The organism is Arthrobacter sp. P1_B3, assembly GCF_056406615.1.
Map to the genome: position 1 here is coordinate 95351 of NZ_JBFTZV010000017.1, position 24679 is coordinate 120029.

Sequence of the window (24679 nt, forward strand, 5' to 3'; positions counted from 1 at the left end):
CCGGATCCACTCCGGTACCAGTTTGCTCTTAGTTTCCGCGGCGGATCCCGCCGGCCTGTCCGGCAGGTTCCGTTCCGGCCGTCGTGGTTGCACGCCGCCGTCGTGGCACGGCACTAGAATGGTGCGGTGACTTCCAGCAACGACTCGTTTGTCCATCTCCACAACCACACCGAGTACTCGATGCTGGACGGTGCCGCCCGGCTCGGTGAGCTGTTCGACGAAACCGAGCGGCTCGGCATGCCGGCCCTCGCCACGACGGACCACGGCTACCTGTTCGGCGCCTTCGACTTCTGGAAGCGGGCAACCGACCAGGGCATCAGGCCCATCATCGGCGTCGAAGCCTATGTGACTCCCGGGACCGCACGCACGGACAAGACCCGTGTGCGGTGGGGCGAGGAGCACCAGCGCAAGGATGACATTTCCGGCGGTGGCTCCTACACGCACATGACCCTGCTCAGCTACAACAACGTGGGCATGCGGAACCTCTTCCGGGCTTCCTCGATCGCCTCACTGGATTCGGTCTTCGGCAAATGGCCCCGGCTGGACCGTGAGCTGCTGAACACGTACTCGGAAGGGCTCATCGCCACCACCGGCTGCCCGTCCGGTGAAGTCCAGACCCGGCTGCGCCTGGGCCAGTACCGCGAAGCGCTTGAGGCCGCGGCCGAGTTCCGCGACATCTTTGGTGCGGAGAACTACTTCTGCGAGCTCATGGACCACGGCCTGGACATCGAGCGGCGCGTCACCGGTGACCTGCTGCGCCTGGCCAAGGACCTGAACCTGCCGCTGGTGGCCACCAACGACCTGCACTACACGCACGAGCACGACGCGAAGGCGCATGAGGCCCTGCTGGCCATCCAGTCCGGTTCCACGCTCCTGGAGCCGACCTACGACAACGGCGGTTCGCGCTTTGCCTTCTCCGGCAGCGGCTACTACCTGAAGTCACCGCAGGAAATGCGGGAGCTGTTCCGCGACCACCCGGAGGCGTGCGACAACACGCTCCTGATCGCCGAGCGCTGCGAAGTCTCGTTCAACACCGGCGCCAACTACATGCCGCGGTTCCCCTGCCCGGAAGGGGAGGACGAAACGTCCTGGCTGGTCAAGGAAGTCGATAAGGGACTTCGGTACCGCTATCCCAAGGGCATCCCGGACAAGGTCCGCAAGCAGGCCGACTATGAGCTGGAAGTCATCACCTCCATGGGCTTCCCGGGCTACTTCCTCGTGGTGGCCGACTTCATCAACTGGGCCAAGAACAACGGCATCCGGGTCGGTCCCGGGCGCGGCTCCGGTGCCGGCTCCATGGTGGCGTACGCCATGCGCATCACCGACCTTGACCCGCTGCACCACGGCCTGATCTTCGAACGCTTCCTCAACCCGGACCGCGTCTCGATGCCTGACTTCGACGTCGACTTCGATGACCGGCGCCGGTCCGAAGTGATCGATTACGTCACGCGCAAGTACGGTGACGAACGTGTGGCGATGATCGTCACCTACGGCACCATCAAGACCAAGCAGGCCCTCAAGGACTCCTCGCGCGTGCTGGGCTATCCGTTCAGCATGGGCGAGCAGCTGACCAAGGCGCTGCCGCCGGCCGTGATGGCCAAGGACATTCCGCTGGCCGACATTCAGAACTCCCAGTCCAAGCGCTACAGCGAGGCGGGGGACTTCCGCCAKCTGATCAGCACTGACCCGGAGGCCGCCAAGGTCTTCGAGACGGCACTGGGCATTGAGGGCCTGAAGCGGCAATGGGGCGTGCACGCCGCCGGTGTCATCATGTCCTCGGACCCCATCATCGACGTGATTCCGATCATGCGCCGCTTCCAGGACGGCCAGGTCATCACCCAGTTCGACTATCCGACCTCCGAAGGCCTCGGCCTGATCAAGATGGACTTCCTCGGGCTGCGAAACCTGACGATCATTTCCGATGCCCTGGAAAACATCAAAATGAACCGGGGCATCGACCTCGACCTCGAAACCCTTGAGCTGGATGACACGGCGTCCTACGAGCTRCTGGCCCGGGGAGACACGCTGGGCGTTTTCCAGCTCGACGGCGGACCCATGCGCTCCCTGCTCAAGCTGATGAAGCCTGACAACTTCGAAGACATCTCCGCCGTGCTGGCCCTCTACCGGCCCGGACCCATGGGCGCCAACGCGCACACCGACTACGCGCTGCGCAAGAACAAGATCCAAGAGGTCATCCCGATCCACCCGGAGCTGGAGGAACCGCTGTCCGAAATCCTCGGCGGGACCTACGGGCTGATCGTGTACCAGGAGCAGGTTATGGCCGTGGCGCAGAAGCTCGCGGGCTATACCCTGGGCCAGGCGGATATCCTGCGCCGCGCCATGGGCAAGAAGAAGAAGTCCGAGCTGGACAAGCAGTTCGCCGGCTTCTCCCAGGGCATGCAGGACAACGGCTATTCCATGGCCGCGGTCAAGACCCTCTGGGACATCCTGCTGCCGTTCTCCGACTACGCCTTCAACAAGGCCCACTCGGCCGCGTACGGCGTGATCTCCTACTGGACGGCGTACCTGAAGGCGCACTACGCGCCGGAGTACATGGCGGCCCTGCTGACTTCGGTGGGGGACGATAAGGACAAATCGGCCATCTACCTCAACGAATGCCGGCGGATGGGCATCACCGTGCTGCCGCCCGACGTCAATGAGTCAGCCCTCAACTTCACCCCTGTTGGCACTGACATCCGCTTCGGCATGGGCGCCATCCGCAATGTCGGCGTGAACGCCGTCGAAGCCATGGTGGTGGCGCGCGAAAAAGAAGGCGCCTACACGTCCTTCAAGGACTACCTCATGAAGGTCCCCGCGGTGGTCTGCAACAAGCGGACCATCGAATCGCTGATCAAGGCCGGTGCCTTCGACTCGCTGGGACACCACCGCCGGGCTCTGGCCATGATCCATGAAGAGGCGATCGACTCCGTCATCACGCTCAAGCGCAACGAGGCGATTGGCCAGTTCGACCTCTTCGCCGGCTTTGAGGACCAGGAGCCCGAGGCGTCGCTCAGCACGGAAATCCCGGACCTGCCGGAATGGGAGAAAAAGGACAAGCTGGCGTTCGAGCGCGACATGCTGGGCCTCTACGTCTCCGACCACCCGCTGCAAGGTTTGGAAGGGCTCCTGAGCCAGCACGCCGACCGGTCAATCACCTCGATCATCGCCGAAGACGGCCCGCCGGACGGCTCGATCGTGACCATCGCGGGAATGATCACCTCGCTCAGCCGAAGGATCGCCAAGGCGAGCGGCAACGCCTACGCCCGCGCCGAAATCGAGGACCTCGCCGGTTCCATGGAGGTCATGTTCTTCGGCCAGGTCTACGGCCCCATCGCCTCGGTGCTCGCGGAGGACCTGATTGTGGTGGTCAAGGGTCGCCTGCAACGGCGCGACGACGGCGCCGTCACCTTGAACTGCATGGAACTTTCCGTGCCGGACCTCAGCGACAGCCAGAACGGGCCCGTGGTGATCACCATGGCCACGCACAAGGCCACCGAGGCCGTGGTCACTGAGCTGGGCGACGTGCTGCGCACCCACCGCGGAAACTCCGAGGTCCGGCTGCACCTGCAGGGCGACACTCGGGTGGAGGTCATGGGCCTGCCGGTGCATTTGCGCGTCAACCCGAGCCCGTCGCTGTTCGGCGATTTGAAGGTGCTGCTGGGCCCGACGTGCCTGGATAACTAGCCGCAGTCACTAACGCATGCCGCTAGCCCCGGTCACTAGCGCCGGCGACTAGCCCGGTCACCAGTGCCGGCCAGCGGTCCCTAGATCTCGTAGTCGAGCGGAACCGGCTGGCTGTACGCCCCGGAGTGGTAGAGCAGGGGAACGCCGTCGTCGCCGACCTGGCCCTCCACCACCTCGACCACCACAACGGCGTTGTTCTCAAAGGAGAGCCGCATCTGGACCTTGCCGATCAGCCAGCCGCTGACTCCCTTGAGCACGGGCACCTCATGGGGTCCGAGCTCCCAGTGGTCGCCGTCGAACCGGTTGCCGGCCCGGGCGAAGCGGTCGGCGAGCTCCTGGTTTTCCAGCCCGAGCATGTGCACGCCAATGTAGGTTGTGTTCGCCACAGCCGGCCACGAGCTGGAGGTCCTGGCCATGTTGAACGTGAAGCGCGGCGGCTTGGCGGACAGCGAGGCCACGGAGGTTGCCGTGAATCCGAACGGTACGCCGTTGTGGTTGGCCGTGATGATGGCCACGCCCGCCGCGTGCCGACGGAACATTTCCTTGAACGTCCCCTCGAAAACTCCTTCATCTGTGGCCACTGCGATCCAACTCCCTGCTGCACGTGCGTGTCATACTTCCTACTCTGCCAGCGTATTCCGCAGGGGAATCGAGTATGGCATTTTGATTACTTCCGCCGTCATGTGCTGCCGGGCTTCGTCATGCGCCGGCGGAATCCTTGTTACGGTTTGTTGCATGACACAGCCCGCACTAGACGGCCCCGTCCACCACGCCGGGGAGCCCGCGCAGCCGCTCCGGCCCGCGTCTCCAGAGCAGCAGCGCGGACCCGGCGGAAACCCGTGGCGCAAGGCCGCGGTCATCGCGGCCGCCGGTGTCCCGGTGGGGTTGCTCTGGTGGCTGCTGGCGCCGTCGGGCCTGAATCTCCTGACGGGAGACCCGGACCTCGCCGCCGGCACCAACACCGCAACCTGGCTGCCCAGGGACCTGGTGCTGGCAGGGCTGTGCCTGCTCGCAGGGTGCATCGCCGGGTCGTTCGTCGCCGGCACCAAGCACCACCAGCCCGGTCCCGGAACCGTCATCCTGGTGGTCCTGGCCGGTGCCGCAGGTGCGCTCATCGCGTGGGGAACCGGCGTGCTCAGCGCCCAGTGGTGGGGAGCGCCGGCGGATACCTCCGCCAGCGCCAGCGTCGCCTTCTCACTGCGCTCCTATGCGGTCCTCGCCATCTGGCCCGCGGCGATCGCCCTGGCCATCTTCCTGAACAGCCTCTTCCCGGGCTCCGGCGGCAAAGCCCGCCGCTGACGCCAGTGCCGGCGCGCCGGGGCAGGGCACGTAAAATGATCGGGTGAGCCTAACTCCTGACAGCCCCGTGACCCCGATGACCGCCGCCCTCAACTTCCGCACGGTGGACGTGCGCGGTGCGCAACTGTCCCTCGCCGGACTCCGCGCTGCCGTGCCCCGGGCACAGTCCGGCACCATGGCGGACGCCGAGGGCAAGGTCCTGGACATCATCGCCGCTGTCCGCACGCGCGGCTTCGGCGCACTCCGGGAGCTGGCCCTTGCCTTCGACGGCGTCGAGCAGGCGCATCCCCGCGTCCCGGCCGAGGCGCTGCGTGCGGCCCTTGAGGGCCTGGACCCCGCCGTACGCGCGGCACTCGAGGAATCCATCAAGCGGGCCCGCGCCTTCGCCGACGCCCAGCGCCCGGCGAACATCGACGTCGAACTGGGCGTTGGCGCCGTCGTGAGCCAGAACTGGGTGCCGGTGGCGCGTGTGGGGCTCTATGTCCCCGGCGGCCTGGCGGTCTACCCGTCCTCGGTGATCATGAACGTGGTCCCGGCACTGGCCGCCGGCGTCGAATCTATTGCCCTGGCCTCGCCGCCGCAAAAGGACTTCGGCGGCCTTCCGCACCCCACAATCCTGGCGGCAGCCTGCCTGCTGGGCATCGAGGAGGTCTACGCGATCGGCGGGGCGCAGGCCATCGCCGCCTTCGCCTACGGCATCCCGGCCGACACGTCCGACGGCGGCAACCTCCCCGGGATCGACCCCGTGGATGTCGTGACCGGTCCGGGCAACATCTTCGTGGCAACTGCCAAGCGGCTGGTCAAGGGGGTCGTGGGGATCGATTCCGAGGCCGGCACCACCGAGATTGCGATCCTCGCGGACTCCACCGCCAGTCCCGCCCTCGTGGCCGCGGACCTCATCAGCCAGGCAGAACACGACCCCAAGGCGGCATCGGTTCTCTTCACCGACTCAGAGGCCCTCGCCGCCGACGTCCGCGTGGAGCTTGAGCGGCAGGCCGCAGCCACCAAGCACTCCAGCCGCGTCCGCGAGGCACTCTCCGGTCCGCAGTCCGGCGTGGTCCTGGTCGAGGACCTGGCGCAGGGCATCGCCGCCTGCGACGCGTACGCCGCGGAACACCTTGAAATCATGACCGCCGATGCTGCCCGGGTGGCCAGTCGGATCCGCAGCGCCGGCGCGATCTTCGTGGGCGACTACAGCCCGGTGAGCCTGGGCGACTACTGCGCAGGCTCCAACCACGTGCTGCCCACCAGCGGCACGGCGGCTTTCTCCTCGGGACTGAACGTGACAACGTTCCTGCGCGCCATCCAGGTCATCAACTACACCCGGTCCGCGTTGGAGCAGGTCAGCGGCCACATCGTCAGCCTCTCCGGCGCGGAGGACCTGCCCGCGCACGGCGAGGCCGTCACGGTGCGGTTCGCCGCCCGGTAGCAGGCACAGACCACTACATGTAGTAATTACAGGCTTGTTATTCAGCTACATGTAGTCGTAAACTGGGGACACAGGGCAGCGCCGACTGCACTGATACAGCATTGAAACAGCATTGACGCCGCGGATTGCGACAGGGGAGGAACCGACATGTATTGCCCGTTCTGCCGAAACCCTGATTCGCGCGTCGTGGACAGCCGGATCGCCGACGACGGTTCCGCCATCCGGCGCCGCCGTCAGTGCCCCGAATGCGGCCGACGGTTCACCACGGTGGAGACCACCAGCCTGACCGTCATCAAGCGCTCCGGCGTCGGTGAGCCATTCAGCCGCAGCAAAGTCATCAACGGCGTCCGCAAGGCCTGCCAGGGCCGTCCGGTCACGGAGGACGATCTCGCCCTGCTGGCGCAGGAAGTCGAGGAGGCGATCCGGGGCTCCGGCGCCGCCGAAATCGATGCCCACGAAGTCGGGCTGGCGATCCTGGAGCCGCTGCAGCGTCTCGACGAGGTCGCCTACCTGCGGTTCGCCAGCGTCTACCAGGCCTTCGAATCGCTGGAGGACTTCGAATCGGCGATTTCCCTGCTTCGCCACGAGGCGGAGACCAAGGGCCGGGACGGCAAGAGCCCGGACAAACGTCCGCTCCAAGCGCCGTCGTAGATTCAGTTCGGTCGTAGTTTTTGATTCTCGTGTCTTAGTGACTGTGTCCTAGGATCCACACCACAGACTCCGGTGGTGGCAGCGGAGGGGAAGCCGCTGCCACCACCGGCTCCACCAAAAATATTGAGCTATCACTCCGGGGCGTTCCCAGCGTTCAGAACGACCCGGAGTGATAGCTCAATTGGCTTTTACAGCTGAATGCGCCTCTATTTGGCCAGCTTGTGCTTCAGCGCAATCTCGATGGCCGCGCCCACGATCCCGGCGTCATTCTTCAGTTCGGCCGGGACGATCGGAGTGCGCAGCTTCATGCGCGGCAGGTACTCGTCGGCGCGCTTGGAGATGCCGCCACCCACGATGAAGAGTTCGGGGGAGAACAGGAACTCCACGTGGGAGAAGTAGCGCTGCAGCAGCACGCTGTACTGTTCCCAGCTGAGGCCCTCGCGCTCACGGGCCACGGCCGAGGCTTTGGTCTCGGCGTCGAAGCCGTCGATCTCCAGGTGGCCAAGTTCGGCGTTGGGAACCAGCTTGCCGTCGAAGATGAAGGCGGAACCGATGCCGGTGCCAAGGGTGATCACCAGGACGGTGCCGGCGATCCCCTCGCCGGCACCGAAGCGGGCCTCGGCGAGGCCGGCGGCGTCGGCGTCGTTGATGACCTCTACGGGGCGGCCCAGACGTGCCGTGAGCATGGCATCGATGTCGGCTTCCAGCCAGGACTTGTCCACGTTCGCGGCCGAGTGGACCACGCCGTGCTGAATGATGCCGGGGAAGGTGACACCCACGGGGCTGCTGGCGTCGGGGGCGCCGGCACGTGCCGTGAGCTCGGCGACAACCTGCGCGACGACTTCGGCCACGGACTCGGGGGTGGAGGGCTGTGGCGTGGGGAAGCGCACGCGGTCGCCGATCAGCTTCCCCTTCTTGAGGTCCACGATCCCGCCCTTGATACCGGTCCCGCCGATGTCAATGCCGATCAGAGGGGCGTTCTTCTTCGACTTCTCGTCCTTCTTGGCCAAATTCGTTCCGTTCGTGGCAGGGGCGGGCGGTAGGGACCGGACAGGGCCGGCTGGTGCAGAGCGGGATGTTCGGGGAAATAGCGTGTGGAGCGGGACAGTCAGGGCAGCGTGAGGACCTCGGCACCGGACTCCGTGACGAGCAGGGTGTGCTCGAACTGGGCAGTGCGCTTGCGGTCGCGGGTCACGACGGTCCATTCATCGGCCCACATGTCCCAGTCAACGGTGCCCAGGGTCAGCATTGGCTCGATCGTGAACACCATACCGGTTTCGATGGTGGTGTTGTACGCGGGCGCGGCGTCGTAGTGCGGAATGATCAGCCCGGTGTGGAAAGCTTCGCCGACTCCGTGTCCGGTAAAGTCGCGGACCACGCCGTAGCCGAAGCGTTTTGCGTAGGACTCGATGGTCCGGCCGATCACGTTGATTTCGCGTCCCGGAGCTACGGCCCGGATGGCGCGGTTCAGCGATTCCCGGGTGCGCTCGACGAGGAGCCGGGATTCCTCGTCGACATCGCCGACCAGGAACGTGTAGTTGGTGTCGCCATGAACGCCGCCGACGAAGGCCGTGATGTCGATGTTGAGGATGTCGCCGTCCTGGATCACGGTGCTGTCCGGGATCCCGTGGCAGATGACCTCGTTGAGGGAGGAACACAGGGACTTCGGAAAACCCCTGTAGCCGAGGGTGGAGGGGTACGCGTTGTGGTCCAGCAGGAACTCGTGGCCAACCCGGTCCAGATGGTCGGTGGTGACGCCGGGTTCGATTTGCTTGCCGACCTCCACGATGGCCTGGGCAGCGATCTTGGAGGCGAACCGGATCTTTTCGATGGTCTCTGCCGACTTGACCTCTGAGCCTGTGAACTTTGCCGGAGCCGGCTTGCCCACATATTCCGGACGCGGGATGGAGGGCGGTACGGGAAGCTGCGGGCTCACTGTCCCCGGGACAAGCGTGCCGATGGGTGCAGTCGAGGCTAGAGAAGGCATAGATTGATCATATAAGGTGCCGGAACAGCTCGGAAAACAGAGTCCGGAAAACAGAGTCCGGAAAATAGGGCCCGGAAAATACATCCGGAAAGAGCAGCAAAAACAGCAGGAAAACAGCTGGAAGAACAGTGAAGGAACCCCGATGCCCGAATACTGGTACAACGTCAACACTCACGAGATCGAGGAAGACGCGATGTCCGACTGGAGTCAGTTGATCGGACCGTACAAGACCCGTGAGGAAGCCGAACACGCCCTGGAGAAGGTCAAGGCGCGTAACGAGGCGTGGGAAAAGGACGAGGACGACTAGCCTGTTTCGGCCTGCCGCGCAGGTGGGGGCATCCGCTGGCAATCGCAGACCGGACAACGCGCACGGGGGCTGATTTTTCTCAGCCTGTCATTCTCACCCTGCGAGGGTGAGTGCCAGCCGGTTACGGCCAGCCATACTGAGAAAATGCCGACCAGCGCTATCCGCACCCGCGGCGCCCGAGTCACCGACCTGGCCAGGCTGGCCCTTGCCTGGGCTGCTTCGACTGCAGCCCTCATTATCACCGGCGCCCTGCTGCCAGGGTTCTCAGCAACCAGTTGGTGGGCCTACGCCGCAGTGGCAGCAGTGGCGGGCATCGTCGGTCTGGTGCTCCGCCCCGCGCTGGTGGAGATCTCCGCCCGGGTGGGCTGGCTGGCGGTGCTTCTCACCGCTTTGATCGGGCAGGCCCTGATCATGTACGTCGCCATCCGCCTGGTGCCCGGCATCGAGTCGACGGCATGGACCGCACTTGCCGCGACCTGGGTCAGTGCCGTCGTGGGCACGCTCATCTCGTGGGCCACCACGGCCGGGACTGATGACGGACTCATCACCTCGCTGGCCGGAAGGGCACGCCGGCAGGAAACGGTGACGGATCCGGAAGTTGACGGCGTCCTGTTCGTGCAACTCGACGGCGTCCCCTTCCCGGTACTGCAGTGGGCGGTCCAATCCGGGGCAGTACCCCATATCCGGCGCTGGCTGACATCGGGGGATTACCAGTTCCGTGAATGGACTCCGCAGCTGCCGTGCACCACGCCAGCCAGCCAGCTGGGCATTCTGCACGGGACCGTCGACGGGATCCCCGCCTTCCGGTGGTATGACCGTGAGCTCAAACGGGTCCTGGTGGCCAACCGTCCGGCAGACGCCCGGGTGATCGAGGAAAGGCACAGCACCGGCCAAGGCCTGCTCTGCGACGACGGCGTCTCCATTTCGAATCTGTTCACCGGTGACGCGCCCCGATCGCTATTGACGATGAGCCGGGTGGAGGTCCGGCGCGGTTCCACCCAAACCCGTCGTGCGTTCGCGTGGTTTTTCGCTTCGCCGAACGGATTCATGCGCAGCTTCACGCGGACAGTCGCGGAGATCCTCAAGGAGCGTTGGCAGGCCCGGAGACAGGTCAAGCGTGACCTCAACCCGCGTGTGCATCGAGACTGGACCTTCGCCCTGCTGCGAGCCGTCACCAACGCTCTGCTGCGAGACCTGAACACGGCCTTGGTGGCGGAGGAGCTGCGTCGTGGCACGAAGGTCATCTATGTCGACTACGTCGACTACGACGAGATCGCCCACCATGCAGGCATGTTCCGGCCCGAATCCCTCGCCGCCCTCGATGGCCTGGACCGCACGCTCGGATCCCTGGCCCAGCTCGCCGGGTCCGCCCCCCGCCGCTACCGGCTGGTGGTGCTCTCGGACCACGGCCAGTCCCAGGGCACCCCGTTCGCCGACCGGTATGGCCAGGCGCTCGGCGATCTGTGTGCGGAACTGATGAACGAACAGGTTCAGAACGTGGACGCGTCCGTCGAGGGGCTTGGGCGCGCGGACTCCATCGCCGGCGACATTGCGGCCGGCGGGATGACCGGGAAACTGGCCGGCCGTGCCGATAAGGTGCTGACCAAGGCGCAGCAGACGTCGGCTCCCGGCGACGCCGAGGATCCGGTGGTCGTGTTGGGTTCAGGCAACCTGGGCCTGGTCTACGTGCGGGGTGACCGGCGCTTGACTCTCCGAGCCCTCGAGAGCCAGTGGCCAGCCCTGATCCCGGGCCTGGCAGGCCATCCCGGTGTCGGGTTTGTCGCCGGCATTGATGACGACGGCCAGTCGTGGGCGATCGGAAGCGGTGGGCGCCTCAACCTCACCAGCGGCGCGGTGGAGGGCATCGATCCGTTGGCCGGCTTCGGCTCCCACGCGGCGCGGGTGCTCGCCCGGGCGATGATGCACCCCGAGGCACCGGATTTATATGTGAACAGCGCGGTCGATCCAGTGACCGACGACGTCTCAGCATTCGAAGGCCTCGTCGGATCCCACGGGGGCCTCGGCGGTTGGCAGGACCGCGCCATGCTGATCGGCCCGGCCGACCTCATGGCGGGGCTGCCCGAGCGGATCGAGGGTGCCGGAGAACTCCACCGGGTGCTGGTGGGAATGCTCGAGTCCTGCGGCCAACGAGCCACGACGGCATTCCACAATTGAGTGACTGGGTTGAGTGACTGGATTGAATGACTGGGCTGAGCGACTCACTCGGGCGCTACCCATGACTGGCCGGGAGCGAGGACCACTGCCGTGCAGCCAGGAGCCTGCTCCGCCACGGCCTCAGCAAACCGGTGCCCGGGCTGCTCAAACCAGCTCCGGGCAAAATGTGTGACGAACGGAGGGTGCAGCGTTCCCCAGTGCACCGGTACGGCGAATCGCGCGCCGCTCATCGCGACAGCCCGGGCGGCGCTCTCCGGAGACAGGTGTCCCGCCGAGAGCCTCGGTCCCCACCCCCAGACCGGCACCAGGGCGACATCGATGGGCCCTCCCGCCATGGCGGGGATCGCGGCCATCTCCGGATACAAACTCGTGTCACCGGCGATCCAGACGATGCCCGATGGGCCCCGAACGAGTTGGCCATTGGCGTCGTTGGGACGGTGCGGCATAGGGCGGCTGCGATGCTCGGCGGGCACCTGGCGAATCTCGACCCCGCCGCCTACCGGCGTCCAGCCGTCCCCCAAAGGAACCGTGTGCAGCAGCTTTCTGCGACGCAACCAGGCAACGTTCGCCGGAGCGCTCATCAGCGCTGCCCCGCGGAGCATGCGCAGGGAGCGCAGCTCGGCGTGGTCGTGGTGCAGGTGGGAGAGCAGCACCACGTCCGGTCGGCTCCACGACTCCGGGGCCGGCCGCGGTGCCAGGCGTCGCAACAGCCCGGCATGGGGGCGAAGCAGCGGGTCGGTCAGGACCCGAACTCCGTCGAGATCCAGAACCACCGAGGAGTGACCAAGCCAGGTGATTCTCATGCCGGGCCGTCGCCCGTTGTCCAGGTCAGGTGTCGCGTCAGGCCAGGGCCTTTGCCTTCAGGGAATCAAACTCGGTCTGGTTGATAGCTCCGGAATCGAGCAGCGCCCTGGCATCGGCGATCTGGGCGGCGGGACTGGCCGACTTGCCTGCGACCTGCTGGATGTACTCCTGTTGGGCAGCCTGTTGCTGGGCCAGCGTCTTCATCTGCCGCTCGGCCATGCTGCGGCCCCGGGCGATCAGGTAGATGAGGGCGCCGAGCCAGGGTACGAAGATCAGCAGTATTACCCAGCCGRCTTTACCCCAGCCGCTGAGCTCGTGGTCGCCGAACAAGTCCATCAGGCAACGGAACCACACCATCAGCGCGGCGATCCAGATGAAGAACCAGAAACTCCACAGCAGGACGTCCCAGAAGCTATTCGTGTCCATCGATACTCCTCCAGTCGTGTCCGCCGGAGCCTGACCCAGCGCTTCGCGCATGAAACCGTCCGGGCCGGCGGAACATCTTGGGGCCTTAATGCAGACCTTAATGGCCAGCCTGCCCGCACCGGAGACGCAACGCATCGCCCGTGAAGGATGAGGTATCGCCGCAGGTCACGCTTTGGATACGAATAACGAATGCCTTGTGGGCACCAGGGCGGCTGAGATGGAGTGCTCCGGAGGTGGCTTAGAAGGAGTGCTCCGGGCCGGGGAACTGGCCCGAGCGCACGTCCTCGCCGTAAGCTTTCGCCGCGTCGCTGAGCGAGGTGCGCAGGTCCGCGTACTGCTTGACGAATTTCGCCATCTTTCCACCGCGCAGGCCCGCCATGTCCTGCCACACAAGGACCTGTCCCGTAGTGGCGCTGCCTGCGCCGATGCCGACGGTGGGGACCTCGACCGCGGCATCCACGGCGGCCGCCGTGGCGGCCGGGACCATTTCCATGAGCACGCAGAACGCGCCGGCGTCCGCCAGCGCGACGGCGTCGTCGATCAACCGCTGGGCGTCATCGCCGCGGCCCTGGACCCGGTAGCCGCCGAGGGCGTGCTCGCTCTGCGGGGTGAAGCCGATGTGCGCCATGACCGGGATCCCGGCCTGGACCATGGCGCGGACGGTCTCGGCGTAGAACTTTCCGCCTTCGATCTTGACCCCGTGGGCAAGGCCCTCTTTCAGGAACCGCACGCCGGTGGCGACCGCCTGCTGGGCGGAGACCTCGTAGCTGCCGAACGGCAGGTCCGCGACCACCAGAGCCCGCCGCGCGGAGCGGGCGACGGCCCGGCACAGCGGAAGGAGCTCGTCCACCGTCACGGGCAGGCTTGTCTCGTTGCCGAAGACGTTATTGGACGCCGAATCGCCCACCAGCAGCACCTCGATGCCTGCCTGGTCAAAAATCTCGGCGGTGTACTGGTCATAAGCGGTGAGCATGGCGAAGCGCTCACCGTTGACCTTGGCCTGGTACAGATGATGCGTGCGGATCCTGGCCGCCGGCTTCCGGGGCGCCTCCGCAGCCCCGCCAGTGCCGCCGCCGGCGCCACCCGTGGTTCCGGATGGGACGGCCGCTGAAGCCGCTGCCGGGCCGTTGCCGTAGGGGGCCGCAAGTTCTGCGGGCGTGCTGGAATCAGAGCTGTTAGGTGTGGCCATGCCACGAGCGTAATGCGATACGAAGTGCCGCAGCTACCGGGGAACGTCCCCGTTGGCAGTGAATCACGTCACAAGGGCGGTCCGCGTGACGGCGCAGCGCCGCCGTACGCCGCGAAATCCTCCGCCGTTGTGTTAACGGTGTGTTACGCGGGGGTCCGGCTTCAGCAATCGGAGGCAATGCTTAGTAAAGTGAACCGTGAGCAGCCGCAGGGCCCATGAAAGGCGGGCCTGGGGCGGATGGAAGAACCGGAAAGAGGCCAGTATGGACCGCCAGCAAGAGTTTGTCCTGCGGACGATCGAAGAGCGCGATGTGCGGTTTGTGCGCCTTTGGTTCACCGACGTCGTGGGATCGCTCAAGTCCGTGGCCCTGGCCCCGGCCGAGGTTGAAGGCGCGTTCGAGGAAGGGCTCGGATTCGACGGGTCATCGATCGAAGGCCTGGCCCGTGTCTTTGAATCCGACATGCTCGCCCAGCCGGATCCGGCCACGTTCCAGATCCTGCCGTGGCGCGGCGAGACCGAGGCCACCTCGCGGATGTTCTGCGACATCCTGACCCCCGACGGCGAACCCTCCGCCGCGGACCCGCGCAACGTCCTCAAGCGCACCCTGGCCAAGGCCGCGGACATGGGCTTCACCTGCTACACCCACCCCGAGATCGAGTTCTACCTGCTCAAGTCCCAGCAGCCGGGCCCCGACGGATCGCCGGTCCCCGTGGACGAGGGCGGCTATTTTGACCACGTCCCGGGCGGCGTGGCCCAGGACTTCCGCCGGACCGCCGTGACCATGCTCGAATCCGTCGGCATCTCCGTGGAATTCAGCCACCACGAGGCCGGGCCGGGCCAGAACGAGATCGACCTGCGCTACGCGGACGCGCTGCAGACCGCGGATAACATCATGACCTTCCGGACGGTCATCAAGGAGGTCGCGCTGCAGCAGGGCACGTACGCCACCTTCATGCCCAAGCCCTTCACAGCCCACCCGGGCTCCGGCATGCACACGCACTTCTCGCTCTTTGAAGGAGACACCAACGCCTTCTACGAGGCCGGTGCGGAGTTCCAGCTTTCCGAGACGGCGCGCCAGTTCATTGCCGGCATCCTCAAGCATGCCCCCGAATTCACGGCGGTGACCAACCAGTTCGTGAACTCGTACAAGCGGCTCTGGGGCGGGGGGGAAGCACCGAGCTACCTGAGCTGGGGCCACAACAACCGCTCCGCGCTGGTCCGGGTCCCGCTGTACAAGCCCGGCAAGGGCCAGTCCGCGCGGATCGAATACCGTGGCATCGACTCCGCCGCCAACCCCTACCTGGCCTATGCCGTGCTCCTCGGTGCCGGCCTGAAAGGCATCGAGGAGGGCTACCAGCTCCCCGCGGCGGCCGAGGACGACATCTGGTCACTGAGCTCGGCGGAACGCCGCGCCATGGGCCACGACCCGCTGCCGGCGAGCCTGCACGACGCGATCCGGACCATGGAGGATTCCGAACTCATGCCGCAGATCCTCGGCGAGCAGGTGTTCGAGCACTTCCTGCGCAACAAGCGTGCAGAATGGCAGGACTACCGCCTCCAGGTGACGCCCTACGAGCTGCAACGCAATCTCGGCATTCTGTAGGCTGCCCCAATGAGCCTGGCACGACGCCTCATTGCCGCCGGCTTCAGTGATCTGGACAAGGGCGAGCGGTTCCTGGCGGCCCGGGAGCTGGAGGGGCTCGACCAGGATGCCCTGTTCGCGGGGCTGCAACTGGCGGCGAACCCGGACACGGCCCTGCAGTCCCTGGTGCGGCTGATCGAGAAGCACCCGGAGCTGCGCAAGCTTGCCGTCGCGGACCTGGAGAGCAGCGAACCGCTGTACCGGGTCCTGGGGGCCTCCGAGGCGCTGGGCGAGTTCCTCATCCGCCACCCCGAGCACCTCGACGCCTTCGAGGTCCGGGTCAGCCCGGAACCGCTGGCCGCAGACGCCGCGGCCCTGCGGTCCCGGCTGCTGCAGTCGGTGCGGGCCGACCCCAAATCTGCCCGGCCGGTGGCGGCCCTTAGCGGTCAGGAAGCCTACGCCGCCCTGCGGACCGCCTACCGGCGCGGGCTCGTGGAACTCGCCATCAAGGACCTGTGCGCGGCCGATCCGCTGGACTTCATGCCGGCCGCGGGAGCGGAACTGGCAGATCTCGCCGGAGCCGCCCTCGAGGCCGCCCTCGCCGTGTCCCGGGCCGAGGCAGCGGAGAAGTTCGACGCCGAGGAGGTGGCCGACGTCGGGCTCGCCGTAATCGGCATGGGCAAGTGCGGTGCCGGCGAACTGAACTACATATCCGACGTCGACGTCATCTACGTGATCGATTCCGGCGCGCTGGAAGACACCCTGGCCACTACCATCGGCACCGTCCTGGCTGCCGGGATCTCGCGGGCGATCATGTCCACGAGCCGCGAACCCGGGCTGTGGGAAGTGGATGCGAACCTCCGGCCCGAGGGCAAATCCGGGCCGCTGGTCCGGACCCTCGCCTCGCACGAAAGCTATTACGCGCGCTGGGCCGAGAGCTGGGAATTCCAGGCCCTCCTGAAGGCCCGGACGATTGCCGGCGACACCGCCCTGGGGGCCCGCTACGAGGCAGCCGTGACGCCCTTGATCTGGTCCTCTGCGGGACGGGACGGCTTTGTCGAATCCGTCCGCGCCATGCGCCGCCGCGTCACCGAACATATTCCAGCCGATGAGGAACAGCGGCAGATCAAACTGGGCCGCGGAGGACTGCGCGACGTCGAATTCACCGTCCAGCTGCTCCAGCTCGTGCACGGCAAGTCCGATGAATCGTTGCGCTGCCGGGACACCACCTCGGCCATCGCCGCGCTGTCCGCGGGCGGGTACATCGGCCGGTCGGACGCCGCGGAGTTCGACCGCGACTACCGCTACCTGCGCCTCCTCGAACACCGGATCCAGCTGTTCCAGCTGCGCCGGACCCACCTCATGCCGGTCAACGAGGCATCGTTGCGCTCCCTGGCCAAGGCTGTCCTGGGACCGTTCTCCGCCGAGCGGCCCAAGCCGGATGCCCTGGTCGCCGCCTGGCGAAAGACCAAGCGCTCTGTGCGGGAACTCCACGAACGTATTTTCTACCGCCCCCTGCTCAATACCGTCGCCACCCTGAGCAGCGAAGAGGCGCGCCTGACTCCGGAAGCCGCCCAAGGCCGCCTCGCGGCCCTCGGCTACCTCGATCCCCCCGGTGCGATGCGGCACATCGAGGCCCTCACCGCCGGCGTGAGCCGGCGCGCCGCACTCCAGCGCCAGCTCCTGCCCATTCTGCTGGACTGGCTCGCCGACGGCGTGGACCCCGACGCCGGGCTGCTCGCCTTCCGGCGCGTCAGCGAGGCCCTTGGCACGACGCACTGGTACCTGGGCATGCTCCGGGATTCGACGGTCGCGGCAGAGCGGCTCTGCCACGTGCTCGCCAACTCCCGGCTGATCGCGGACCTGCTGGAGGTTTCACCCGAGTCCGTGGCCTGGCTGGGCACGGACAAGGACCTGGTGCCGCTCAGCTTCGAATCCCAATGGCTTGAGATCACCTCGAAGATGTCCCGGCACGCGGACCCGGAGAGTGCCATGCGGCTGATCCGGCTGATCCGGCGCCGGGAAATCCTGCGGATCGCCATTGCGGACAGCGAGGGGCTGCTGGACCAGGACCAGGTGGGGGCAGCCCTCGCTGATACGGACCGGGCGGCCGTCCTGGGGGCGCTGCGCGTGGCGGAGACGATCATCACCGCCGAGGAACCGCTGAAGACGCACGTGCTGGTGGTCGCGATGGGCCGTCAGGGCGGCCGGGAGATCGGCTACGGCTCGGACGCCGACGTCATGTACGTCCACCGCGGACTCCCCGGCGTGCCGGAAGAGGAGGCACAGGCGCAGGCCCTGCAGATAGTGGGCAAGCTCTCCAGCCTGCTGACCCAGCCGCTCAAACCGGCGATTTTGGCCGAACGGGTGCTGGCGGTGGACGCTGACCTGCGCCCCGAGGGCAAGAGCGGGCCCATGGTGCGGTCCCTGGAGTCCTATGCCGAGTACTACCGCCGGTGGTCCCTTGTCTGGGAGGCCCAGGCGCTGCTGCGGGCGCGTCCCATGGCCGGCGACGATGCCCTGGCCGAGGATTTTGTGGCCCTGATCGATACCATCCGGTACCCGGAGTCGTTGTCTGACCAGGACGTGCGGGAGGTCCGGCGGGTCAAGGCCAGGGTCGAGGCGGAGCGCCTGCCGCGCGGGGCCGATCCCGCCCGGCACCTGAAGCTCGGCAGGGGCGGGCTGAGCGACGTCGAATGGCTGGCCCAGCTGCTCCAGCTCCGGCACGCCGGCAAACATCCGCAGCTGCGGACCACGTCCACCGTGGAGGCGCTCGAGGCGGCGGCGGCCCTGGATCTGATCGACGCGGGGGACACCGTAATCCTCCTCCGCGCCTGGCGGCTGGCGAGCCGGATCCGTTCGGCCAATGTCATCTGGACCGGCCGGTCCTCGGACCTGCTGCCCTCCTCCCGCCGCGACCTTGAGGCCGTGGCCCGCTGGTGCGGCTATGGACAGGGCAACGCGGCGGCGCTGGAAGAGGACTACCTCCGGTTGAGCCGCCGCGCCCGGGCAGTTTTCGAGCGGGTCTTCTACGGCCAGTAGCGCTTGCTGGCTGGCACGCGGCTACTGAAACTCCCTACTGACACGATTGCAGTGCGGTGCTACCTTGGGCGGATGGCCAGGCAACTGTTTGTGAACCTTCCCGTCCGGAATCTCGATAAGACCGTTGAGTTCTTCACAGCGCTGGGATTCTCCTTCAACCCCGACTTCACTGATGAGAACGCCACCTGCATGATCGTCAATGACGACGCGTACGTGATGTTGCTCGTCGAGTCCTACTTCAAGACCTTCACCTCGAAGTCCGTCGGCGCTACGGCTGACACCGCCGAGGTCATCATGTCCTTCTCGCTTGAGAGCCGCGAAGCCGTGGACGACGTCATCCGTACCGCCCTGACCTCCGGCGGCACGGCATCGGAGGAGGCCCAGGACTACGGCTTCATGTACACGCACAGCTTCCAGGACCCGGACGGCCACCTCTGGGAAGTCTTCTGGATGGATCCGGCCGGCCCGCCTAAGGACGCTGCGCTGTAGCTGTTTTGCGCGTGGCGGCAGGCGCCGCCTGCGCGGGTACGCTGTCTACATGTCTGGACATGTGTGGCTGCTGCCCTTGAAGAACCTCGACGACGACGCCCGGGCCATCAAACTTGGGGAGATCGCGCTGCTGGAGCTCGGCGAGGGGCAGCTGAAGTTCGTCGGCGAGCCGCTGCGGATGATGCTGATCGCGCTTGAGGAAGAGTCCCGGCATCCGTTCGCCGTGGATGAGAACGGCACCGCCGTCGGAGTCCTCACCCTCCAGGCCGGAGCGGCGCGCCTCGCCGGCTGGCCTGACGACGACTCCGCCTGGCTGCTGCGGGGCTTCCTGATCGACCGGCGTCAGCAGGGCAAGGGCCTCGGCACCCTCGCCGCGGAGGCCTCAGTGCGGGAGGCCGCCAAACTGACGGCGGGCCTGGGCAGCGGCCAGGCCGGCGTCGTACTCTCCGTCAACGAACTGAACCCGGGCGGCCTGGCCGCTTACCGCAAGGCCGGTTTCGAGGACCGCGGCCGCTACGAAGGCGGCGACGCCGGCCCGCAACGCATTATGTACCGGGCATTCTGACCATCTGGAGTCCGCTCCAGCCGGTGTGTCAACGTGCGTTGACGCCCTCCGCATCCGTCAACTAGGGTTGACGCAAGGAGGTGTGGCATGAAGACCTTGATTGGCTCGATGGACGGCAAAGGCCCGGCCGAGGCGCTGTGCGCCGTGGCGGAGCTCCATAAGGAACTGGCGCGCACAGAAACCGAGGTGGTGCTGCGTGCGCGGCAGGCCGGACTGTCGTGGGAGGCGATTGCGGTGTGCCTCGGTGTCAGCAAGCAGGCGGTGCACAAGAAGTACGGAAAGCGCTGAGGTGCGGAAGATTCAGAAAAAGGCCGGCCACGGGTGAAACCCGTGACCGGCCTTTTTGTTCGGAAGTCCTGAGAATTCCGGCCGGCTAGGCAGGGCCTAGCCGCATGATCTAGCTAGACGCCGTAGTAGAGCTCGAACTCGTACGGGTTCGGGCGCAGCGAGAGCGGACGGATCTCGTTCTCGTACTTGTACTCGATCCAGGTGTCGATCAGGTCCTGGGTGAAGACGCCGCCGGCCTGCAGGAACTCGTTGTCCTCGGCCAGTGCGTCCAGGGCCTCCTCCAGGGTGCCCGGAGCCTTGGGGATGTCCTTGGCTTCTTCGGCCGGGAGCTCGTAGAGGTCCTTGTCGATCGGAGCCGGGGGTTCGATCCGGTTGCGGATGCCGTCAATGCCGGCCATCAGCTGGGCGGCGAACGCCAGGTACGGGTTGGAGGAGGGGTCCGGTGCGCGGAACTCGATGCGCTTGGCCTTCGGGTTGGAGCCCGTGATCGGGATACGGATACCGGCGGAGCGGTTGCCCTGCGAGTAGACCATGTTGACCGGAGCTTCGAAGCCCTTGACCAGGCGGCGGTAGGAGTTCACCGTCGGGTTGGTGAAGGCCAGGACGGCGGAGGAGTGCTTCAGCAGGCCGCCGATGTACCAGCGGGCAGTGTCGGACAGGCCGGCGTAGCCCTTCTCGTCGTAGAACAGCGGCTCGCCGCCGGTCCACAGTGACTGGTGGCAGTGCATGCCCGAGCCGTTGTCACCGAAAACCGGCTTCGGCATGAAGGTCACAGACTTGCCCCAGGCGTCAGCGGTGTTCTTGATGACGTACTTGAACTTCTGCAGGTCATCAGCCGCGTGGGTCAGGGTGGTGAACTTGTAGTTGATCTCAGCCTGGCCGGCGGAGCCGACCTCGTGGTGGCTGCGCTCGACCTCAAGGCCGGCCTCGTCCAGGGCAACACACATGGCGTCGCGCAGGTCGGCCTGCTTGTCAGTGGGGGAGACCGGGAAGTAACCGCCCTTGACCGGGGTCTTGTAGCCGAGGTTTCCGCCCTCTTCCTCACGGCCGGAGTTCCAGTGCGCTTCCTCGGAGTCGATCTTGTAGAAGCTGCCCTGGGGCGAGGACTGGTACTGGACGTTGTCGAAGACGAAGAACTCGGCCTCGGGAGCGAAGAACGCGGTGTCGGCAATGCCGGTGGAAGCCAGGTAGGCCTCAGCCTTCTCGGCCACGCCGCGGGGATCGCGGTGGTACGGGTCACCGGTACGCGGGTTCACGATCGAGAAGTTCAGCGCAAGGGTCTTCTCCATGCGGAACGTGTCGATGAACGCCGTCGTGACGTCCGGGATGAGCTGCATGTCAGACTCGGCGATGCCCTGGAAGCCGCGGATCGAAGATCCGTCGAACAGCTGGCCGTTGACGAAGAAGTCTGCGTCAACGCTCTTGGCGGGCACGTTGAAGTGCTGCTGAACGCCAGGGAGATCGGTGAAGCGGATATCGACGAATTTGATGTCTTCGTCCTTGATGAACTTGAGGACTTCGTCCGCAGTCTTGAACATCTATGCTCCTTACGCATATGAAAAATCTGGCCGTCAGGCACATTGGTCCAGCGCAGTCCAACAGCGGGGAAGGCAAAAAAACTCCCCCGCTTCGCAGTCGCTAGCAACTGTTACCACCCTAAGGACATGGGATTTCCCCGCAGTGTCCGCATTGTTTCGGGGAGGTTACAGAATGCCCTGACACGTAAACGCTAGCCGCAGGTCCATACTGTGGCCTATACGGTCCACAGTGTGACACCCTACCGCCCACACTGTGGACATGCCAGAGCCGATAAGATTGGAGGGTGGTAGATCGCAAAGACATCGGTTCATGGCTCACCGGGCCGGACACATCCGGCATCTCCAGGTACCCGGGGGAGCGCCTAGGGCTGCCCGACGCCGGGTCAGGATCGATCGCCCGTGCCGGCCGGCGCATCCTGGCGATCTGCATTGACTGGGGCATCGCGCTGTTGATCAGCAATTTCGCCTTCGCCGGCGATTCCTGGGCCACCCTTGCCGTGTTTGCCATCGAGCAGATCCTGCTGATCGGCACCCTCGGCTACAGCATCGGCCACCGGATCGTGGGGATCCACGTGGTCCGGCTGGGCGGAGGCCCGGCAGGCCCGCTCGCGGCTCTGGTGCGCACTCTGCTGCTGTGCCTGGTTATCCCTGCCGTCATCTTCGACCCGGACCAGCGCGGCCTCCACGACAAGGCCATGAATACCGTGCTCGTCCGGATGTAGCTCCTGCCCGTGTCCGGCGGCGGTGCCAGGCCGTCAGGGCGCGGCGGTCCCTCGTCCGCTTGCCACGAACGGCCGCTAACGTCCCCGGATAGCGGCCATTTGCGTCAGATTGGCTCAGTGTTGGTGCCAGGGCGCGGCGGTCCCTCGTCCGTTTGCCACGAACGGCCGCTAACCTCCCCGTTTGGCGGCGGTTTGCCACGAACGGCCGCTAACGTCCCCGGATAGCGGCCATTTGCGTCGGATGGGCGCAGCGATGGTGCCAGGGCGCGGCGGTCCCTCGTCCGTTTGCCACGGACGGCCGCTAACCTCCCCGTTTGGCGGCGGTTTGCCACGGATGGGCGCAGCGATGTTGTCAGGGCGCGGCGGTCCCTCGTCCGTTTGCCACGGACGGCCGCTAACCTCCCCGCAGAGCGGCCATTTGCGTCGGATGGGCGCAGCGATGTTGCCAGGGCGCGGCGGTCCCTCGTCCGTTTGCCACGAACGGCCGCTAACCTCCCCGTTTTGGCGCGGTTCGCCGCGGACGGCCGCTAACCTCCCCGCATGGTGGCCATATGCGTCAGAGGGGCGCAGCGATGGTGTCAGGGCGCGGCGGTCCCTCGTCCGTTTGCCACGGACGGCCGCTAACGTCCCCGCAGAGCGGCCATTTGCGTCGGATGGGCGCAGCGATGGTGCCAGGGCGCGGCGGTCCCTCGTCCACTTGCCACGGACGGCCGCTAACCTCCCCGTTTGGCGGCGGTTTGCCACGAATGGCCGCTAACCTCCCCGCATAGCGGCCATCTGCGTCAGATTGGCGCAGTGTTGGTGCCAGGGCGCACAGAACCCGAGGTCCCGGGCAAAATTAGACCCCCGCCGTCTCCTGGGCCGGCGTCGGCGCGGCCTCTCCGGCCTGCACCGCCAGGTGACCGCGGCGCCCGGCCCAACGTTCAAACCAGACGGTCGCGAAGGGGAAGACGGCGGACACGCCTGAGAGCAGGGCAACCCGGAACGGCCAGCGAAGCTTCGCCCACAGGCTCAAGGCCGCGACCGAATAGCCGATGAAGAACGCGCCGTGGATGGGACCGGCAATCTCCACGCCGAGTTCCGTCGTCTTGGTCACCCATTTGAGCACCATGCCGACCAGCAACGCGGCCCAGCTGAACGCTTCGGCGATCGCCAGCCCCCGGAAGATGCGGATCATGATGGCGGTCGGTGGGAATGTCATGCGGTTCTCCTGGTTCCTGGCACCCGTCGGGTAGATCTCGGACGGTAATGGAAACGCCCCGGCTGGCGGATTGTGGCCGTGAACCGGGGCGTTTCTGCGTTACTGGCGTTTCTGCACTACTAATGGGCTGTGGGAAGGGCCTAGCGTCCGCGGGCCGCCTTGCGGTCCGGACGGGCCTTGTAGGGATCGATGCCCTTCGGGATGGGCAGACGGCCGCCGAGCGACGAAATGCGCTTGGACACGGCGCTGACCTCGGTCTTGGTCAGTTCGCCCTTGAGCTTGTTCATCTTCCTGGCGATCTGGCTGAGCGGCACCTGGCCTTCGCCGCGGCCGCTCTCGATCACGTGAATGGTGACGTTGGGGAGGATGCGTGCAAGACGCTTGCGCTCGGCGTCGACCAGCGGCTTGACCCGGTTGCTGGGGCCTTCGCTGACGAGCACGACGCCGGGACGGCCGATGGCGCGGAAGACGGCGTCCTGCGTGCGCGGGTTCACGGCGACGGGCTGGTCCTCGGTGATCCAGCCGCGCTTGAGCGTGCCCAGTGCGGCGCCTGAAGCGCCCGGCTGGTCCTCGATCTGAGCGAACGCGGCGCGCTCGGCACGGCGGGACAAGATCAGTGTGGCGGCAAGGGCACCCAGAGAGATGCCGATGATCAGGCCGGTGATCCAGTTTTCGAGCAGGAAGCCGACCAGGAGGCTGACCGCAACAACACCGAGGAAGGCCAGCAACATCAGCCACGGAACCATGGGATCGTGGCGGCGCGTCATCTGGAAGACTTCGCCGATCTGCTTCAGCCGGCTCGGCTTCTTGGCCTTTGCTTCCTTGGGCTTGCGGGAGAAAAGTCCGCGCTTCGGAGCATCGGAAGCCGGGCTGGAGTTGCTGGGATCAGGGGAATTCGCCATAGTGCCTTAATTCTACGTGATGGACGGCCAAGGGCCGGCACCGGATGACTCCGGGGCCGGCCCTTGGCTGGAAGGGTCTTAGAACAGGATTCAGGAATGCGCCGCGAGCAGTGAGCTGGCTTCCTGGCGGGTGCTGCCGGAGCTTTCGATGTGGGCGAGTTCGGCCGGGATTTCCCAGCCTTTCTTGCGCATCGCGGTGGCCCAGAGCCGGCCGGCGCGGTAGGAGGAGCGCACCAGGGGCCCGGACATGACGCCGAGGAAGCCGATCTCGTCCGCTTCGTTTTGCAGGTCCACGAATTCCTGCGGCTTGACCCAGCGGTCCACCGGGAGGTGGCGTTCGGAGGGGCGGAGGTACTGGGTGATGGTGATCAGGTCGCAGCCGGCCTCGTGCAGGTCCCG

General features: G+C 66.2%; 21 protein-coding genes and 1 pseudogene. 12 read left to right on the forward strand and 10 right to left on the reverse strand.

Annotated elements, in window-relative coordinates; translation table 11 throughout:
• Positions 1 to 126 precede the first annotated feature (126 nt).
• On the forward strand, positions 127 to 3684 hold the full coding sequence (dnaE, locus tag AC1D2F_RS16925) for a DNA polymerase III subunit alpha (protein ID WP_476967226.1): 3558 nt from the start codon (positions 127 to 129) through the stop codon (positions 3682 to 3684).
• An 80-nt stretch (positions 3685 to 3764) separates the two neighbouring features.
• Here dnaE and AC1D2F_RS16930 read toward each other — a convergent pair whose 3' ends face one another.
• On the reverse strand, positions 3765 to 4223 hold the full coding sequence (locus AC1D2F_RS16930; protein WP_018772361.1) for a flavin reductase family protein: 459 nt from the start codon (positions 4221 to 4223) through the stop codon (positions 3765 to 3767).
• Between the two features lie 196 nt (positions 4224 to 4419).
• Here AC1D2F_RS16930 and AC1D2F_RS16935 point away from each other — a divergent pair, with 196 nt between their 5' ends.
• The 3 genes from AC1D2F_RS16935 (at position 4420) to nrdR (ending at position 7063) form a co-directional block, all read left to right on the forward strand.
• Complete coding sequence (locus tag AC1D2F_RS16935) at positions 4420 to 4983, forward strand: hypothetical protein (protein ID WP_364743879.1); 564 nt, start codon at positions 4420 to 4422, stop codon at positions 4981 to 4983.
• A 76-nt stretch (positions 4984 to 5059) separates the two neighbouring features.
• Positions 5060 to 6412 (forward strand): histidinol dehydrogenase, encoded by a 1353-nt coding sequence (gene hisD, locus AC1D2F_RS16940; RefSeq protein WP_414645462.1) that lies wholly within the window; start codon positions 5060 to 5062, stop codon positions 6410 to 6412.
• A 147-nt stretch (positions 6413 to 6559) separates the two neighbouring features.
• Positions 6560 to 7063 carry a transcriptional regulator NrdR gene (gene nrdR, locus AC1D2F_RS16945; RefSeq protein WP_229994718.1) on the forward strand — a complete coding sequence of 168 codons (504 nt, stop codon included), beginning with the start codon at positions 6560 to 6562 and terminating at the stop codon, positions 7061 to 7063.
• 206 nt (positions 7064 to 7269) lie between these two features.
• Here nrdR and ppgK read toward each other — a convergent pair whose 3' ends face one another.
• Both ppgK and map read right to left on the reverse strand, forming a co-directional pair.
• On the reverse strand, positions 7270 to 8073 hold the full coding sequence (gene ppgK / locus AC1D2F_RS16950) for a polyphosphate--glucose phosphotransferase (RefSeq protein WP_229994717.1): 804 nt from the start codon (positions 8071 to 8073) through the stop codon (positions 7270 to 7272).
• A 98-nt stretch (positions 8074 to 8171) separates the two neighbouring features.
• Entirely contained in the window at positions 8172 to 9050 is an 879-nt protein-coding gene (gene map / locus AC1D2F_RS16955) for a type I methionyl aminopeptidase (protein ID WP_229994716.1), read from the reverse strand.
• 142 nt (positions 9051 to 9192) lie between these two features.
• Between map and AC1D2F_RS16960 the strand changes: the two genes are divergently transcribed.
• Both AC1D2F_RS16960 and AC1D2F_RS16965 read left to right on the forward strand, forming a co-directional pair.
• Complete coding sequence (locus AC1D2F_RS16960; protein ID WP_139164280.1) at positions 9193 to 9357, forward strand: SPOR domain-containing protein; 165 nt, start codon at positions 9193 to 9195, stop codon at positions 9355 to 9357.
• Between the two features lie 144 nt (positions 9358 to 9501).
• Positions 9502 to 11532: a phage holin family protein gene (locus AC1D2F_RS16965; protein ID WP_229994715.1), complete on the forward strand. Its 2031-nt coding sequence runs from the start codon at positions 9502 to 9504 to the stop codon at positions 11530 to 11532.
• 44 nt (positions 11533 to 11576) lie between these two features.
• Here AC1D2F_RS16965 and AC1D2F_RS16970 read toward each other — a convergent pair whose 3' ends face one another.
• From AC1D2F_RS16970 to panB, 3 genes are all read right to left on the reverse strand, one after another.
• On the reverse strand, positions 11577 to 12335 hold the full coding sequence (locus AC1D2F_RS16970; RefSeq protein WP_364743889.1) for an MBL fold metallo-hydrolase: 759 nt from the start codon (positions 12333 to 12335) through the stop codon (positions 11577 to 11579).
• A gap of 37 nt (positions 12336 to 12372) precedes the next feature.
• Positions 12373 to 12762, reverse strand: a complete 390-nt coding sequence (locus AC1D2F_RS16975; RefSeq protein ID WP_476967227.1) for an SHOCT domain-containing protein — start codon at positions 12760 to 12762, stop codon at positions 12373 to 12375.
• Between the two features lie 238 nt (positions 12763 to 13000).
• Positions 13001 to 13951 carry a 3-methyl-2-oxobutanoate hydroxymethyltransferase gene (gene panB, locus AC1D2F_RS16980; protein WP_229994712.1) on the reverse strand — a complete coding sequence of 317 codons (951 nt, stop codon included), beginning with the start codon at positions 13949 to 13951 and terminating at the stop codon, positions 13001 to 13003.
• A gap of 262 nt (positions 13952 to 14213) precedes the next feature.
• Here panB and glnA (AC1D2F_RS16985) point away from each other — a divergent pair, with 262 nt between their 5' ends.
• The 5 genes from glnA (AC1D2F_RS16985) to AC1D2F_RS17005 all read left to right on the forward strand — a co-directional run bounded on the left by glnA (AC1D2F_RS16985) (position 14214) and on the right by AC1D2F_RS17005 (position 19917).
• Positions 14214 to 15554: a type I glutamate--ammonia ligase gene (glnA, locus tag AC1D2F_RS16985; RefSeq protein WP_120954845.1), complete on the forward strand. Its 1341-nt coding sequence runs from the start codon at positions 14214 to 14216 to the stop codon at positions 15552 to 15554.
• 9 nt (positions 15555 to 15563) lie between these two features.
• The gene (locus AC1D2F_RS16990; protein ID WP_229994711.1) at positions 15564 to 18575 is read left to right on the forward strand and encodes a bifunctional [glutamine synthetase] adenylyltransferase/[glutamine synthetase]-adenylyl-L-tyrosine phosphorylase; all 3012 of its coding nucleotides are present in this window, start codon (positions 15564 to 15566) and stop codon (positions 18573 to 18575) included.
• 72 nt (positions 18576 to 18647) lie between these two features.
• Positions 18648 to 19064 carry a VOC family protein gene (locus tag AC1D2F_RS16995; RefSeq protein WP_229994710.1) on the forward strand — a complete coding sequence of 139 codons (417 nt, stop codon included), beginning with the start codon at positions 18648 to 18650 and terminating at the stop codon, positions 19062 to 19064.
• Between the two features lie 49 nt (positions 19065 to 19113).
• Positions 19114 to 19629, forward strand: coding sequence for a GNAT family N-acetyltransferase (locus tag AC1D2F_RS17000; protein WP_364743895.1), 516 nt, complete (start codon positions 19114 to 19116; stop codon positions 19627 to 19629).
• Positions 19630 to 19716: 87 nt separating this feature from the next.
• Positions 19717 to 19917, forward strand: a complete 201-nt coding sequence (locus AC1D2F_RS17005; RefSeq protein WP_229994708.1) for an AsnC family protein — start codon at positions 19717 to 19719, stop codon at positions 19915 to 19917.
• A 113-nt stretch (positions 19918 to 20030) separates the two neighbouring features.
• Here AC1D2F_RS17005 and glnA (AC1D2F_RS17010) read toward each other — a convergent pair whose 3' ends face one another.
• A complete protein-coding gene (glnA, locus tag AC1D2F_RS17010; RefSeq protein ID WP_018772378.1) occupies positions 20031 to 21455 on the reverse strand; it encodes a type I glutamate--ammonia ligase in 1425 nt (474 codons plus the stop codon).
• Between the two features lie 284 nt (positions 21456 to 21739).
• Here glnA (AC1D2F_RS17010) and AC1D2F_RS17015 point away from each other — a divergent pair, with 284 nt between their 5' ends.
• Complete coding sequence (locus AC1D2F_RS17015) at positions 21740 to 22177, forward strand: RDD family protein (RefSeq protein WP_229994707.1); 438 nt, start codon at positions 21740 to 21742, stop codon at positions 22175 to 22177.
• Between the two features lie 838 nt (positions 22178 to 23015).
• Here AC1D2F_RS17015 and AC1D2F_RS17020 read toward each other — a convergent pair.
• The 3 genes and pseudogenes from AC1D2F_RS17020 to AC1D2F_RS17030 all read right to left on the reverse strand — a co-directional run.
• Positions 23016 to 23378, reverse strand: coding sequence for a DUF3817 domain-containing protein (locus AC1D2F_RS17020; RefSeq protein WP_364743900.1), 363 nt, complete (start codon positions 23376 to 23378; stop codon positions 23016 to 23018).
• Positions 23379 to 23518: 140 nt separating this feature from the next.
• Complete coding sequence (locus AC1D2F_RS17025; protein ID WP_476967228.1) at positions 23519 to 24280, reverse strand: DUF4191 domain-containing protein; 762 nt, start codon at positions 24278 to 24280, stop codon at positions 23519 to 23521.
• Between the two features lie 90 nt (positions 24281 to 24370).
• Positions 24371 to 24679: pseudogene (locus AC1D2F_RS17030) on the reverse strand (lipoyl synthase); the annotation flags it as partial.